This window comes from Methanobrevibacter woesei, assembly GCF_003111605.1.
In the GTDB taxonomy this organism is placed as follows: Archaea; Methanobacteriota; Methanobacteria; order Methanobacteriales; family Methanobacteriaceae; genus Methanocatella; species Methanocatella woesei.
The window spans coordinates 53,174-67,788 of the sequence record NZ_MZGU01000002.1 but is presented as its reverse complement, the minus strand read 5'-3'; the positions used below and the strand labels follow the sequence as shown (position 1 = coordinate 67,788).

19 protein-coding genes are annotated in these 14,615 nt (G+C 29.2%); 17 read left to right on the top strand and 2 right to left on the bottom strand.

The genetic code is table 11. The annotated features are described in order from the left end of the window. Window positions 1-6: 6 nt before the first annotated feature. The 12 genes from MBBWO_RS00675 (at window position 7) to MBBWO_RS00620 (ending at window position 7,594) form a co-directional block, all read left to right on the top strand. Window positions 7-723, top strand: a complete 717-nt coding sequence (locus tag MBBWO_RS00675; protein ID WP_243408442.1) for a glycosyltransferase family 2 protein — start codon at window positions 7-9, stop codon at window positions 721-723. Between the two features lie 10 nt (window positions 724-733). After that, the gene (locus MBBWO_RS00670) at window positions 734-1,087 is read left to right on the top strand and encodes a DUF2304 domain-containing protein (protein ID WP_116668966.1); all 354 of its coding nucleotides are present in this window, start codon (window positions 734-736) and stop codon (window positions 1,085-1,087) included. 101 nt (window positions 1,088-1,188) lie between these two features. After that, window positions 1,189-1,851 carry a (Fe-S)-binding protein gene (locus MBBWO_RS00665; RefSeq protein ID WP_116668965.1) on the top strand — a complete coding sequence of 221 codons (663 nt, stop codon included), beginning with the start codon at window positions 1,189-1,191 and terminating at the stop codon, window positions 1,849-1,851. After that, complete coding sequence (locus MBBWO_RS00660; RefSeq protein ID WP_116668964.1) at window positions 1,848-3,047, top strand: LUD domain-containing protein; 1,200 nt, start codon at window positions 1,848-1,850, stop codon at window positions 3,045-3,047. Before MBBWO_RS00665 ends, MBBWO_RS00660 begins: the two co-directional genes overlap by 4 nt. 124 nt (window positions 3,048-3,171) lie before the next feature. Continuing rightward, complete coding sequence (locus tag MBBWO_RS00655; RefSeq protein ID WP_116668963.1) at window positions 3,172-3,891, top strand: (5-formylfuran-3-yl)methyl phosphate synthase; 720 nt, start codon at window positions 3,172-3,174, stop codon at window positions 3,889-3,891. A 17-nt stretch (window positions 3,892-3,908) separates the two neighbouring features. Further along, window positions 3,909-5,393: an IMP dehydrogenase gene (gene guaB / locus MBBWO_RS00650; RefSeq protein ID WP_116668962.1), complete on the top strand. Its 1,485-nt coding sequence runs from the start codon at window positions 3,909-3,911 to the stop codon at window positions 5,391-5,393. Window positions 5,394-5,632: 239 nt separating this feature from the next. Then, window positions 5,633-5,908, top strand: a complete 276-nt coding sequence (gene rpl37A, locus MBBWO_RS00645; protein WP_116668961.1) for a 50S ribosomal protein L37Ae — start codon at window positions 5,633-5,635, stop codon at window positions 5,906-5,908. Then, window positions 5,909-6,040 (top strand): DNA-directed RNA polymerase subunit P, encoded by a 132-nt coding sequence (locus MBBWO_RS00640; RefSeq protein ID WP_116668960.1) that lies wholly within the window; start codon window positions 5,909-5,911, stop codon window positions 6,038-6,040. It abuts the gene before it with no gap. Window positions 6,041-6,116: 76 nt separating this feature from the next. Next, window positions 6,117-6,596: a Brix domain-containing protein gene (locus MBBWO_RS00635; RefSeq protein WP_116668959.1), complete on the top strand. Its 480-nt coding sequence runs from the start codon at window positions 6,117-6,119 to the stop codon at window positions 6,594-6,596. Window positions 6,597-6,599: 3 nt separating this feature from the next. Next, window positions 6,600-6,866 (top strand): KEOPS complex subunit Pcc1, encoded by a 267-nt coding sequence (locus MBBWO_RS00630; RefSeq protein ID WP_116668958.1) that lies wholly within the window; start codon window positions 6,600-6,602, stop codon window positions 6,864-6,866. A gap of 52 nt (window positions 6,867-6,918) precedes the next feature. Next, window positions 6,919-7,275 carry a prefoldin subunit beta gene (locus MBBWO_RS00625; protein ID WP_116668957.1) on the top strand — a complete coding sequence of 119 codons (357 nt, stop codon included), beginning with the start codon at window positions 6,919-6,921 and terminating at the stop codon, window positions 7,273-7,275. A gap of 34 nt (window positions 7,276-7,309) precedes the next feature. Then, window positions 7,310-7,594: a DUF3194 domain-containing protein gene (locus tag MBBWO_RS00620; protein WP_116668956.1), complete on the top strand. Its 285-nt coding sequence runs from the start codon at window positions 7,310-7,312 to the stop codon at window positions 7,592-7,594. A gap of 542 nt (window positions 7,595-8,136) precedes the next feature. Here MBBWO_RS00620 and MBBWO_RS00615 read toward each other — a convergent pair. Further along, window positions 8,137-8,556, bottom strand: a complete 420-nt coding sequence (locus tag MBBWO_RS00615; RefSeq protein WP_116668955.1) for a PadR family transcriptional regulator — start codon at window positions 8,554-8,556, stop codon at window positions 8,137-8,139. 127 nt (window positions 8,557-8,683) lie between these two features. Between MBBWO_RS00615 and MBBWO_RS00610 the strand changes: the two genes are divergently transcribed. Continuing rightward, window positions 8,684-9,931, top strand: coding sequence for a YhgE/Pip domain-containing protein (locus tag MBBWO_RS00610; protein WP_116668954.1), 1,248 nt, complete (start codon window positions 8,684-8,686; stop codon window positions 9,929-9,931). 89 nt (window positions 9,932-10,020) lie between these two features. Continuing rightward, window positions 10,021-10,707, top strand: coding sequence for a HisA/HisF family protein (locus tag MBBWO_RS00605; RefSeq protein ID WP_116668953.1), 687 nt, complete (start codon window positions 10,021-10,023; stop codon window positions 10,705-10,707). On the opposite strand, the gene MBBWO_RS00600 is transcribed toward MBBWO_RS00605, so the two are convergent. Next, window positions 10,702-10,878 (bottom strand): hypothetical protein, encoded by a 177-nt coding sequence (locus MBBWO_RS00600; protein WP_243408441.1) that lies wholly within the window; start codon window positions 10,876-10,878, stop codon window positions 10,702-10,704. The genes MBBWO_RS00605 and MBBWO_RS00600 overlap by 6 nt on opposite strands. 161 nt (window positions 10,879-11,039) lie before the next feature. On the opposite strand from MBBWO_RS00600, the gene MBBWO_RS00595 reads away from it, so the two are divergent. The 3 genes from MBBWO_RS00595 (at window position 11,040) to MBBWO_RS00585 (ending at window position 14,456) form a co-directional block, all read left to right on the top strand. Next, a complete protein-coding gene (locus MBBWO_RS00595) occupies window positions 11,040-12,563 on the top strand; it encodes a SulP family inorganic anion transporter (protein WP_116668951.1) in 1,524 nt (507 codons plus the stop codon). Window positions 12,564-12,696: 133 nt separating this feature from the next. After that, a complete protein-coding gene (gene pdxS / locus MBBWO_RS00590; RefSeq protein ID WP_116668950.1) occupies window positions 12,697-13,578 on the top strand; it encodes a pyridoxal 5'-phosphate synthase lyase subunit PdxS in 882 nt (293 codons plus the stop codon). 23 nt (window positions 13,579-13,601) lie between these two features. Further along, window positions 13,602-14,456 carry a PfkB family carbohydrate kinase gene (locus MBBWO_RS00585; protein ID WP_116668949.1) on the top strand — a complete coding sequence of 285 codons (855 nt, stop codon included), beginning with the start codon at window positions 13,602-13,604 and terminating at the stop codon, window positions 14,454-14,456. Window positions 14,457-14,615 lie beyond the last annotated feature (159 nt).

Sequence of the window (14,615 nt, the reverse complement as noted above, 5' to 3'; positions counted from 1 at the left end):
GTAGTTATGGATAATAAATTTAAAATGTCTAAAGAGGATAAAGAACATACATTTATGGTAATTCCAGCATATAATGAAGAAACCAGAGTTCAGGCAGTTATTGAAGAAATAGCTAAGCTCGGATACAGAATGATTATTGTAAATGACGGATCTGAAGATAAAACTTTAGAAAAGCTTATTGAGTCTCAGAACAGATATCCTAAAAATATTTTCATTTTAAATCATATTATTAACCAGGGGATGGGTGCAGCTATTAGAACAGGTCTGGAAGCTGTAAAAAGACATAATCCAAAGTATATTGTTAATATGGATGCTGATGGTCAGCATGCTATTGAAGATATTGATAAAGTATGTGAACCATTGATTAAAGGAGAAGCTGATGCTGTTATTGGAGTTCGTCCCTTTAAAGACATGCCTTTTTCTAAAAGTTTTGCAAATAATATAATGAATTTCTTAACAAGAATATTTTATCGGGTTAATGTTTCTGATTCACAGACTGGATTCAGGGCATTTACAATAGATACTTTAAATAAAGTAGATATTCGTGCCAGAGGTTATATTATTGCTTCTGAGTTTTTAAGACAGTTTAAAGAGAATAAAATTAAATTAAAAGAAGTTACTATTACTACAATATACACTCCTGAAACTCAAGCTAAGGGTACTAATGCTATTGTTGGATTAAAAATCATGTTTAGAATGCTTAAAGAAGTACTATTTGAATAGGTGATAAAAAATGATGATATATCCTATTATTGCCAGTCTTATTGCATTAATAGCTATCCTATACTTATGCTATATCCGATTATTTAAAAAATCAATAATGTTTTACTTATTCTGGATTTTAATCTGGTTATTTGTTGTTATATTTGCATTTGTTCCAGAATTAAGTATAGCCATAGCTAATGTTTTCGGTATTTCAAGAGGACTGGACTTTCTTATTATTGTAGCTATTATTGTTTTGTTCTATTTGGTATTTAGATTATATATTAAAGTAGACAAGTTACAAGAGGAAATGACAGATATTGTTACAGAAATTGCTCTTAACAATGAAATTTCTGCTGAAAAAGACAATAATAAAAAAGATTAAACTATTTTTTTATTTTTTTAATTAATTTTTAATAATCTCTATTTTTTAAGTGCATTTAATATAGTTTAAAAAATATATTTTGTAATGTTAGGTGTATTGTTATGTTATATTTTAGAGGTTGCACTGCACGTGAGAGAGAAACAAGTATTGCAGATGCTACTGAAAAATTATTAAAATTGGCCGGTGTTTCTTACCACATTTTAGAAGATGAAAAATGTTGTGGTTCTGTTCTTTTAAGAACAGGTTTTGAAAAAGAAGCAGAAGAACAAATGGAAAAAAATATGGCTGATTTTAAGGGTGAAACTATTCTCACATCATGTGCAGGATGCTATAAAACATTGTCCCAAGATTATTATGGTTTAGAAGTTATTCATATTTCACAATTACTTAAAAAGCTCATTGATGAAGGTAAACTTAAATTAAACAGATCTGATTTAAAGGTTACTTATCATGATTCATGTCACTTAGCTAGACACTGCGGTGTTTTTGATGAACCAAGAGATGTTATTAAATCAGTAGCTAATCTTTGTGAGATGGAGCATATTAAAAAAGAAGGTACCTGCTGTGGTGCTGGTGGAGGGGTCAAATCAGCATACCCTGAAATAGCTAATCAGTTGGCTGATTTTAAAATAAAGGAAGCTAAAGAAACTGGTGCTGAAGTATTAATTACAGCCTGTCCTTTTTGTAAATTAAATCTGGAAGATAAAGGAATTGAAGTTTTAGATTTGACTGAATTTTTATCTAAATATGGAGGGATTCAATGAAAGAAGAGGAATTGGAAACAATGAGGAAATCATTTGACACAGTTAAAAACCGTTCTTCCAAGTTGGAATCTCCTAAAATTGATAGGCTTGAAAAAAGAGTTAAAAAAATTGCAGAAAACTCTATTAACAATATGGATTCCTTAAGGGAGATAGCTATTGATTCTTTTAAGAGAAATGGTATTGATGTTTTCTGTGCTAATGATGCTGAAGAATGTCAGAATATAATCTATGATTTAGTTAAGTATTCAAATTCAAAAGCTATTGCTAAAGCTAAATCTAATACTTTAGGTGAAATTAATCTTAAACCCTTTTTAGCAGATAAAGGATTTGATGTTGTTGAAACTGATTTGGGAGATAGAATTTTACAGCTTAAAAAGACGGATAATAAACCAGTTCACCCTACAGGTCCTGCATCTCATTTAAATGTAGGTGAAATTACAGATATTGTAAATGAATCTATGGATGTGGATGTGGATCCTATTCCTCGTGAGATTATGGAAGTTGTTAGAAAAGATGTCCTTGACCGCATTGAAAACTGCACTGTAGGTATAAGTGGAGCCAATGTTATAGCTGCTGAAGAGGGTGCAGTTCTTTTAGTCCATAATGAAGGCAATATTTCATTAGTTTCTCTAAAAGATTTGCATATTATTGTAGCTGGAATTGATAAAATAGTGCCTTCTCTTGAAGATGCAATTTCAATAGCTAAACTTGAAACAGTTTATGCAACTGGTAATTATTTGACATCTTATGTTAACATTATCTCTGGACCTTCAAAAACTGCAGATATTGAGAAAAAACTTCTTAAAAATATGTATGGAGCAGAAAGGGTTGTTGTTATTCTTTTAGATAATGGAAGAAGTGAAGCTGAGTCTGAATGTCTCTGGTGTATTGGTTGTGGAAACTGTATTGTTCACTGTCCTGTTTATAATGCTGTTGGTAATGAATTTGGATATAACAATTATTTAGGTGGTCGTGGAGTGGCTATGAGTAAATTTATCACTGATGATGAGACCTGTTATGATTCAGGTTTATTTATGTGCACTCTATGTGGGTTATGTACACTTAATTGTCCTGTTTCAATTCCAACAAATGAAATTATTGAAAACTTAAGGAAGTTGTCAAATTCTCAAGGATTTTATCCTAAGGTTCATGGAAAAATTAGGAAAAATATTTCCAATCATGACTCTCCTTACTAAATTTTCTTTTTTTATCATGATTTTTTATTTTTTTTCTTATTTAAGGAAAATATATATAAATAATAAAGAAATAATATTAAATTATTATATTTTAAACTTAAATAATATTTATTGGAGGAAATACATGCTTCTATTAATAAGTCCTATAAATCATGAAGAAGCTCTTGAATCTATTAAGGGTGGAGCAGATATTGTTGATGTAAAAAATCCTAAAGAAGGATCTCTTGGTGCTAACTTTCCATGGGTTATTAAAGATATTAGGGAATTAACACCTGAAGACAAGTTAGTTAGTGCTACTTTAGGAGATGTACCTTATAAACCAGGTACTGTTTCTCTTGCAGCAATGGGTGCTCATGTTTCTGGAGCAGATTACATTAAAGTAGGATTATACGGAACTAAAAATCATGATGAAGCAGTTGAAGTAATGGAAAATGTAGTAAAAACTGTAAAAGATATTAGTCCAGACACTATTATTGTTGCAGCAGGATATGCAGATGCACATCGTGTAGGTGCAGTTGGACCTATGGAAATTCCAAAAGTAGCTAAAGATGCTGGATGTGACTTAGCTATGTTAGATACTGCTGTAAAAGATGGAAAAACTTTATTTGACTTTTTAAATATGGATGAATTAAAAGAATTTGTAGATGAAGCTCATAGCTATGGACTTAAAACTGCTCTTGCAGGTTCTGTTAAAAAAGATCAATTAAAACCATTACATGACATTGGCTGTGATGTTGTGGGAATTAGAGGGGCAGCATGTGTAGGTGGTGACAGAAATACAGGTCATATTCACCATACTGCAGTAGCTGAACTTAAAGAATTATGCGAATCATTTGATAATTAAATAAAAGGTGTTTTTCAATGTTTTCAAAAAAAGTACAAGAGGCTAGAGTTGCTTATACCTTTGATGACTTCTTGCTTACTCCTAATGCAAGTTATGTAGAACCTAAAGATGTTGATACAAAAGTTGAATTAGGTAAGAATATTAAATTAAATGTGCCTATTTTAAGTGCAGCTATGGATACTGTTACAGAATCACGTCTTGCAATAGCTATGGCACAAGAAGGTGGTATAGGGGTCATTCATAGGAATATCACTCAAGAACAACAAGTTGAAGAAGTTAAAAAAGTAAAAAATGCAGAGGAATTAACTATTCGTGATGTAGTTACTATCACTCCTGATTCAACTATTGCGGATGTTCAAAATAAGATGAATGATGAATTAATCAGTGGTCTTCCTGTTATGGATGGAGATGAAATTATTGGTATCATCTCAAAAAGGGATATTAGACCAGTATTAAAATCTGGGGCTGAAAAAACTGTTAAAGACATTATGACTTCAGATGTTGTAACAGTTGAAGAACCAATTACTGCTGAAGAAGCATTGAACATTGCATATGAAAACAAAGTTGAAAGACTTCCTGTTCTTCGTGATGGTAAATTAGTTGGTATTATTACTATTAAAGATATTTTAAATCAATCTCAATATCCTAATGCAGCACGTGATAAAAATGGAAACTTTTTAGTAGCTGCTGCTTCCGGACCATTTGATTTAGATAGAGCAATGGCACTTGATGAAGCTGGTGCTGACATTATTTCAATTGACTGTGCTCATGCTCATAATATGAATGCAGTAAAATTCACTGAAACTATTAAAGATAATATTGATGCAGATTTATGTGTTGGTAATATTGCTACTGCAGAAGCTGCTGAAGACTTAATTTCCATGGGAGTAGATGGATTAAAAGTAGGTATTGGTCCAGGTTCAATGTGTACTACTCGTATTGTTGCTGGTGTTGGAGTACCTCAATTAACAGCTATTTCTGATGTTGCAGATGTTGCTAAAGAGTATGGAATTCCAGTTATTGCAGATGGAGGTATTAGATACTCCGGTGATATTGCAAAAGCTATTGGTGCTGGTGCAGATGCTGTAATGCTTGGTAATTTATTAGCTGCTTCCCTTGAAGCTCCTGGTGAAATTGTTGTTATGAATGGTAAACAATATAAAAAATACCGTGGAATGGGATCTATGGGTGCAATGACCAGTGAATATGATGGTGGTGCAGACAGATACTTCCAAGGTACTAAAAAAGGCCATATGAAACATACTAAATATGTTCCTGAAGGAATTGAAGGAGCAGTACCATATAAAGGAACTGTTAGTGAGATTTTATTCCAACTTGTTGGTGGTCTTAAAGCTTCTATGGGTTACTGTGGTGCTGAAGATATTCAAGACATGCAAAACAAAGCTAAATTTGTAAGAATTACTGCAAGTGGTATTAAAGAATCACATCCACATGATTTATTAATTACTAATGAAAGTCCTAATTATCCAACTCTTGATTAGTTGGTTAATTAACTTTTATCTTTTTTTAAATCATGAGATTTGATTTTAAATTTTTATTATAATTTTTGATATCAAATTGCATGTTTTTTGATGTAAAAAACATTAACTTTAAATATTAGTATATATAATATTATTACATTAGATAATTTTATGATTTATTTTATTAAATGTAATTTTTAATAATTGCATTGTTATTCATAAAGATAATATTTATTTTTTATAAAACGGAGAGAATTTAAATGGCAAGAACTAAAAAAGTGGGAATTACAGGTAGATTTGGTGCAAGATACGGAAGAAAAGCTAAAAGATCTGTAAAATTAATCGAAGAAAACATGAAAAAAAATCATGTTTGTCCTAAATGTGATAGACCTTATGTTAAAAGACAAGCTGCAGGTATCTGGAAATGCAGAAAATGTGGTGCAGTATTTACTGGTGGGGCATTTGTTCCTCAAACTCCTATGGCAAAATCTGCAGCACGTAACATCAGCAGAAATGCTAATGCAGGGGGAGAATAATTGTATAGATGTCCAAAATGTGGGACAGAAGTAGACCATAAAAGCTACATGGAAAATAAATGTCCTAAATGTAGATATAGGATTTTATTTAAAAATGTTCCCGAAGTAACAAGAGTTATAAAAGCAAGATAATTTTTTTTATTTTTATTTTATTCTCTTATTTGCTTTTTATTAAATAATATTTGCTTATTTTCAGTAGGGTATTTTTATGTTAATTTCAACATCTAGAAAACCTTCTCAAAAAACTAGAAAATTCTGTAAGAATTTTTCTCATGCAACTGTTTCCAGCTATGTCAATAGAGGAAAAATGAATATGCGTGAGCTTCTTTTAAAAGCTTTAGAATTAGGAGAAGTTAATATAGCTGTTGTACATGAGATTAAAGGTAATCCAAGTAGAATTACTTTTTATTCAAATAAAGGAGAAGTTTTATTAGTATTGCTTATTAATGTTACTCTTACAAATGAGAGACTTCATATTTCTCCTAAGAATTTAACTGTTGTTAGTGAAGTTGAAAAGTTAAATTCATTAGCTGAAATCTTCACATTCCCTTTAGTTGAAGAAGATAGTGCAAATTATATTAAAATAAATAAGACTGATGATGATTTGGTAGCTAAAATTAACTTTATTAACAAATTTGAAGAAGAAATTCCATTCCAAATTAATGTTCGTAAAGTTTTAAAAGAGTAAATTATGATTGAATCAACACCTCTTAAGAATGTTTCATCTAATATTAACATTGAGTTTGATAGTGAAAAACAGGCTCAACTGATATATGATTCTATTTTATTAGAATTTGAAACTGCTCCTGATTATAGATCTTCCATGACTATAACTGTTGAGGGGAAAAGCATTATTATTAATATTGATGCAGAAGATTCAACTTCATTTAGAGCCTCTATAAATTCAGCTATTAAATGGATTAAACTCTCTTTAGAGATTAATAATTTAACTAATTAAGTTTAAATATCATATTTATAAAAATTCTTAATAAAAATTAAAAGGTGAAAAAATGGAAATCCCAGAAAATATTCAACATCAATTAAACCAATTCCAACAATTACAACAACAAGCTCAAGCAGTAACCATGCAAAAACAAAATGTTGAAGTTCAAAAACAAGAAACTGAAAAAGCTCTTGAAGAACTTAACAAAACTGATGCTTCTACTGAAGTATTTAAACAAGCTGGAACTTTATTAATTAAAGTTAACTACGAAGAAGCTGTTGCTGATATGGAAGACAAATTAGAAACTCTTAAATTAAGAGCACAAACTATGGAACGTCAAGAAGAAAGAGTTATGAAAAAACTTGAAGAAATGCAAAATTCCATTCAAGCTGCAATGAAAGGTGTAGCTCCAGCTGATGAATAAATTCATCACTTCCTTTCTTTTTTTTTAAGATATTATGTCTAAACTTAAAAAACTTAATGATGAAGATTTAATTACTATTTCTGACACTTTTGGAGATTTTTTAGAAGAAGAAATTTCTAAAATTGTTTCAACTAAAGAATTAGAAGACATTGATTTAGGTATTGTTGCCGATTATCTCGATGATCAGTTAGATGTTTCCTGTAATGTTGAACTTCTTTTTGATGAACTTACTGAAGTTTCCAATGATTCTTTAGAAAATGCTATTGATGAAGCTTATTTAAAATTAGATAATTTCATTGAAAATAACTACAAAGAGTAGTTTTTTTATTTTTTTCTTTCTTATTAATACTTTTTTTATATTCTTTATTATATTAGTAATACTTTTTAATAAAAAAGTATTTATAGTTGTGAGTTTAATTAATAAATATGTTTGAAGTAAATTGAAAATGAAACACATTGAGATAGCTTAGCCAAAATATTAATAAACCCTACGATAGAATTTTATCTTTAAACCTTTCCTCCATTTACTTCAAACTCTATTCTGTCTTATCAATTAATAAAGTATATTTGACTTTATTTTGCTAAATTTATTGATTAAAATAATTTTTTTTTAGTAATTTACATTAAAAAATAGAATTTTATTTATTTTAATTTAATTTTTTAGCTATATTTTTAAAAAAAGTTCTTTATTTTTATTGATTGTATAATTCAATTATACTTTAATAAAATTAAATTAAAACTAAAGATTTAAATACTATGTTGTTCTTAGTATAAGTAAGGGTAAATGATTTTTTCCTCATTGATCATTTTTCTTATTGTTTAATTAAGCTAGCAGTTTAGCTTAATTATTTACTGTTTTTTTTATTTTTCTACTTTTGAGCTCATATCTTTAATAAATTCCTGCCATTTTGGATTTAGACTTGTGGCAGCTATTTTGTCTTTTAATGCGTCAACTAAGAGGTTTCCTTTTTCTGTTATTTTATATACTTTCACATTTTTGTTGTTTTTAATTTCCCATTCACCTATAATAAGTTCATTTTCTTCCATTTTTTTAAGAATTGGATATATTTTACTTGGATTTGCTTTTTTAACAAGCCCTAATTCAATCTGATCTTTGTAAAATTCATCAATGGTTTTCATAAGGTTATATCCGTATATATCTCCTTTACTTATCTTCCAAAGTATAATTAATCGTGTTAGACCTATTTCAAGATGTTTAGTTATGGTTTTATTCTCTTTTAACATTAAGGTTATTAATTCTTCTTTAGTAGCATCAGTCATTTTTTACCCTCACTTATTACTAAAATATAATTTTTATCAAATAATTTATATAGTTTAAGGACATATTTCATATAATAATATATTTCTTATTGCGATATATATCTTATAAAATAATAAGGTGAATTTTATGCTATCAAATATTTTTGAAATTATAAAGGATGATATTAAGGCACTAGCTAAAAACCCCATTGTCCTTGTAGTGTTCATTGTTTTACTTTTAATTCCATCCATATATGGATTAACTAATACTGCAGTTTCATGGGATCCTAGTGAAGAAACAGAAAATCTTGATTTTGCAATTGTAAATAATGATGAGGCTGTTACAATTAATGGTCAGACCTATAATTTTGGTAAAACAATAGAGGACAATTTAACTTCAAGTGATAAGTACAATTGGGTTATTCTTGATGAAGATGATGCTAAAAAAGGTGTAGATGATGGAAAATATATGGCAACTCTTATAATACCATCAAATTTCACTGAAGATATACTAGCTATTTCAAATGGATTAAGCAGTGAAAAGGCATCATTAGTATTTTATGATTCTCATAAGGAAAGTTCAATGATGTATTCAATAACAAATGCATCTTCACTTGCAATAATCAATGAAATTAATAATGATTTTGCAAAAAGCTTCAATAATCAGACATTGTCTAAAGTAAATGGGCCTGTTAGTGGGGAACTTCTAAATTTATCTGTAGAACCAATTGAGTTAATAGTTGAAAGTGAAAATGATTCCAGCCATTTAGGGGATTTATTTTATGCATTCTATACTTCTATATCATTATGGGTAGGTGCATTGGTATCCTGTGTAATAATGAATATAAACCCATCAAAACCAATTTCAGAGAAAAGATACAAATCATATGAAGCATATTTCGGAAAATTATTTATATTTGTATTAATAGCTATTTTACAGGCTTTAATTTTATTTATATTAACTTTAAATATGGGTGTTCAGGTTACAAACAGTTTTATGTTACTTCTTGGTCTTGTTGTTTCAAGTTTAGCTTATATGATTATTGTCTATTCACTGATTTCAGCACTTGGAAATGTTGGAAAGCTAATTGCAGTTATTGGATTAGTGTTGCAGGTTGGAGCAACAGGGGGAGTTTATCCAATAGAAATAACAACTGCATACACCAGTTTATTCCAGACAATCAATCCATATTTACCAATAACATATGGAATTCAATTGTTAAGAGAAGGAGTATTTAATTTAAACTGGCCTATATTATCTGCTTCTTTAGTAAGTCTATTAGTATTTGCAGCTATTTTTATAATTATTGCATTACTTATTAAGTCAACAGGTTTTGTAGATCGTGCTGTTGCAAAAATGAATAAAACAATGAGGGATAGTGGTCTATTTAACTAATTTTCCCACTATTCTTTTTTTAAATATCTAAATAAAACTAATAACTTTTATTAAACTTATTATTCTAATTATAAAAATAGGTGAATATAATGATGCTTAAAATACCTGTTTTAGATTTAAAAGGTGGAATAGCTGTAAGTGGAAAATCAGGTCAGAGAGAAACATACACACCATTAAATACCTGTTATGCAAACTCAGCCAATCCTGTTGAAATAGCTGAAAATTTAAAACTTAATGGGGCTTCTGAAATTTATATAGCTGATTTAGATCTAATTGAATCCAAAGGACATAATATCAATGAAATAAAAATGGTTAATTCAATTTTGCCAGTAATTTTTGATGGTGGAGTTAAAGATTTTGATTCATACACTTTTTTTTTGGATTATGCTTATAAAATAATCGTTGCTACAGAGACTTTAGAAAGTATAGATGAGCTTAAAAAGATTTTTAATAAATATCCAAAAGAAAGAATCGTTATTAGTATTGATATTAAAGATAATGAGTTATATACAAAAAATTTAAATCTTACATTAAATGAGATTAAACCTATCTTAAAAGAATTAGATCCAAATGAGATAATCCTATTGGATATCACAGGTGTAGGTACCAATAAAGGAGTTAACTATGAACTTCTTAATGAATTCAAAGAGTTTAAAGATAAATTAATAATAGCTGGTGGATTAAATAAAGATTCTATTGCAGAACTTGAAAAAGAAGGTATAAAAAAAGTGTTAATAGGTACTTCTCTTCATTCTGGAGAAATAGCTATTTTATAATATTGCACTTAATATAATAAATGGGAAAATACATGCACAAATAAATAGTATAATTCCAATTACCCATAGTTCTTTTTTTTCATCTAATAAACCTGAAATTATCAAAAGAATTCCAAAAAATCCTAAAATTACTGGTAATATATGAGAAAAAATTGTTGTTCCAACTGGCATTATATCACATTACATATATTAATTTGCTATGATATATAAAATTAATCCTATTTACCATATGTAATCTTAATTCTGCTTTTAGTTATCTATTCAATTAACTAAATAGGGATTATATTTTATTTGCTTTATTTTAAATATCAATAAATACAAAATAATTATTAATGTTTAATTTTCAAAAAATTAATATTTTTACAATTAAAACAGAACTATTTTCAGGATTAACTTCAGCTTTGGCTTTAATTCCAGAAGTTATTGCATTTTCAGTTGTTGCAGGCACATCACCTTTAACAGCTATTTATACATCTTTCTTTTTATGTTTTATAACTTCATTAATTGGTGGAAGGCCAGGAATGATTTCAGGAGCTGCAGGTTCTGTTGCAATTGTTGTTACTGCACTGGTTGTTCGTTATGGTGTAGAATATCTATTTTTAGCTGTTATTTTAATGGGTCTGATACAGATAGTTATTGGGGCTCTGAAATTAGGTAAATTTATTCGGTTAGTGCCTCAGCCTGTTGTTTTTGGTTTTTTAAATGGACTGGCTATTGTAATCTTTTTATCTCAGTTCAATCAGTTTTACACGGATTCTGGACAGCTGTTATCTGGAATGAACATGGTTTTCATGATTTCTCTTGTTGTAATAGCTATGATTATCATTTATATTCTTCCGAAGTTCACTAAGGCTGTTCCTTCTTCTCTTGTAGCTATTATGGTTGTTACTCTTTTATCTTTAGTAATTGCAGTACCAACTAAAACCATTGGTGATTTATCTTCAATAGCTGGAGGATTACCTCAGTTTCATATACCTATGGTTCCTGTAAATCTTGAAACAATATCTATTGTTTTACCTTACTCCATTGTTATGGCATTGGTTGGTCTAATTGAAAGTTTATTAACTTTGGAAGTAGTTGATGAGATGACTAACACCCGTGGAAAGCCAAATAGGGAAACTTATGCACAGGGAATAGCTAATACTGTTTGTGGATTCTTTAGTGGTATGGGAGGATGTGCTATGATTGGTCAAAGTATTGTTAACATCAATTCTGGAGGAAGACATAGGTTGTCAGGTATTATTTCAGCTATTACTTTGTTATGCATTGTTTTATTTGCTTCTCCAGTGGTTAACATTATTCCAATGGCTGCATTGGTTGGAGTTATGTTTATGGTTTCTTTTAATACCTTTAAATGGGAATCTTTTAAGTTAGTCCATAATGTTCCAAATATTGATGTTGTTGTAATGGTTGTTGTTACTTTAGTCACTGTTATATTTGATAATCTTGCATTGGCTGTTATTTTAGGTGTGGTTATTTCAGCATTATCCTTTGCCTGGGAAAATTCAAAAAGAATTACGGCTATTGTTAGTTATGATAAAAAACATGATGTCAAATATTATGAAATTCAAGGGCCGCTGTTTTTTGGTTCAACATCAAGTTTTAAAGAATTATTTGACTATGATGGCGATCCAGATAGTGTTGTTATAAATTTCTCCCAGTCAAGAGTTATGGACCATTCAGCTATTGATATTATTAATGAAGTAACTGCCAAGTATGCTAAGAGAGGTAAAAAGGTTTTATTAAGCTATTTAAGTAGGGACAGTGCTGATTTGTTAGATAATGCAGAAGGTTTAATTGAAGTTAATTATCTTGATGACCCTTACTATAGGATACCTCATGATGAGCTTGATTAATTTTATAATTTAAATTGAAAAATATTGATTTTTTCACTTATTTTTGATAAAATACTTATGTTAAAAAAGAGAGAGTTAAAGGTAATATTTTAATTTTAAAAATATTTTTAATAATTTTTATTGGAGACTACTCATGAAAAAAGGAACTACTGTTTTAAAAGAAGGCTTTGCTAAAATGACTAAAGGTGGAGTCATTATGGATGTTGTTAATGCTGAACAAGCAGCTATTGCTGAAGATGCTGGTGCTGTTGCTGTAATGGCTTTAGAAAAAGTACCTGCAGATATTCGTGCTGCTGGTGGAGTAGCTAGAATGGCTGATCCTACTATTGTTGAAGAAGTAGTTGATGCAGTTTCTATTCCTGTAATGGCTAAAGCAAGAATCGGCCATATTGCAGAAGCTCAAATTTTAGAAACATTGGGTGTAGATATGATTGATGAAAGTGAAGTACTTACACCTGCTGATGAAGAATATCACATTAACAAGAAAGAATTCACCATTCCTTTCGTATGTGGTGCACGTAATTTAGGGGAAGCTTTAAGGAGAATTGATGAAGGTGCAGCAATGATCCGTACTAAAGGTGAACCTGGAACAGGAAATATTGTTGAAGCAGTTCGTCATATGAGAATGGTAATGGGTGAAATCAGAACTATTCAAGGTTTAGATGAAGAAGAAATCTGGAAATATGCAAGAAAAATTGAAGCTCCAATTGATCTTGTAAAAGAAACTGCTGAACTTGGTAAATTACCTGTTGTTAACTTTGCTGCTGGTGGAATAGCTACTCCTGCAGATGCTTCTTTAATGATGCAATTAGGTTCAGATGGTATTTTTGTTGGTTCAGGTATTTTCAAATCCAATAATCCTGTAGCATTTGCTGAAGCTATTGTAGAAGCAACAGCTAACTATGATAAACCTGAAGTTTTAGCTGAAGTTTCCAAAGGCCTTGGTGAAGCAATGAAAGGTATTGAAATGTCTACTTTAACTGAAGCTGACAGAATGCAAGATAGAGGAATCTAATTCCTTTACTTTATTTTTTTTTCATGACACTTGTAGTTTTAGGGCCTGCTACTGAAGATATCATTATAAAAAATGGTATGAAAGAATCTAAAGTAGGTGGGGCAACTTTTTTTCAGGCTTTTGTATATGAAGCTTTAAATATTGATTATCTAGCTATTGTAAACTTATCAAATTTAGATATAATAGATAAATTTCCAGATAAAAATAAAGTAATAGCTCTTTTAAAAGAGGATACACACTTTTTTATAAATGAATATCCTAATGAGGATAATCTTGATTTGAGAGTTCAGCTGTCTAATTTTGCAAATATTCCTATTTTTGTAGATGAATTAAAGCCTATTTTAGATAAGATTGATAAAATTGATGCATTTGTCATTAATCCTTTAAATCAATATGATTTTCCAAGAGAAACTATGGATTATTTAAAGAATTTCAAGGTTCCTATTTATTTATCTATTCAGGGTTTTTTAAGAAAAAAAGATTCTTTGGAAAATGATGATGGATACAATGGTATTCTATTAGATAAAAATTCAAATATACAAGCTATTGTTAATGACACATCTGGAATATTTTTAGATGAAAATGAATTTGACATTATGTTTGAGGATAATGATTTTTCAAGCTGTAATGTGGGAGAAATTATTGTAACAAATGGAAGTAAAGGTTCCAGAATTATCTCAAATATCAATGATAACGAAATTATTATTGAACCTGTAGAGCAGAAGTATATTGTAGATTCTACAGGATGTGGTGATACATATATGGCAGCATATATTTCTAAAAAATTAGAGGCTAAATCATCACTTGAAGCTGGTAATTTTGCTTCTTTAATAGCTAGTGAAAAATTATCTTCTGATGGTCCTTATAAAAAACTTTAAACCATTATTTGATTAAACTGTTGATTTAAATAATTGTATACTGTTTTTTAACATTTATTTATTGGTAATTTTTAATTTAAACTTATTTTATTTGGAAGTTCGAAAGATTTATTAATGTTATACTAAAATAAATATACATTAATATTAATGTTGTGAGTT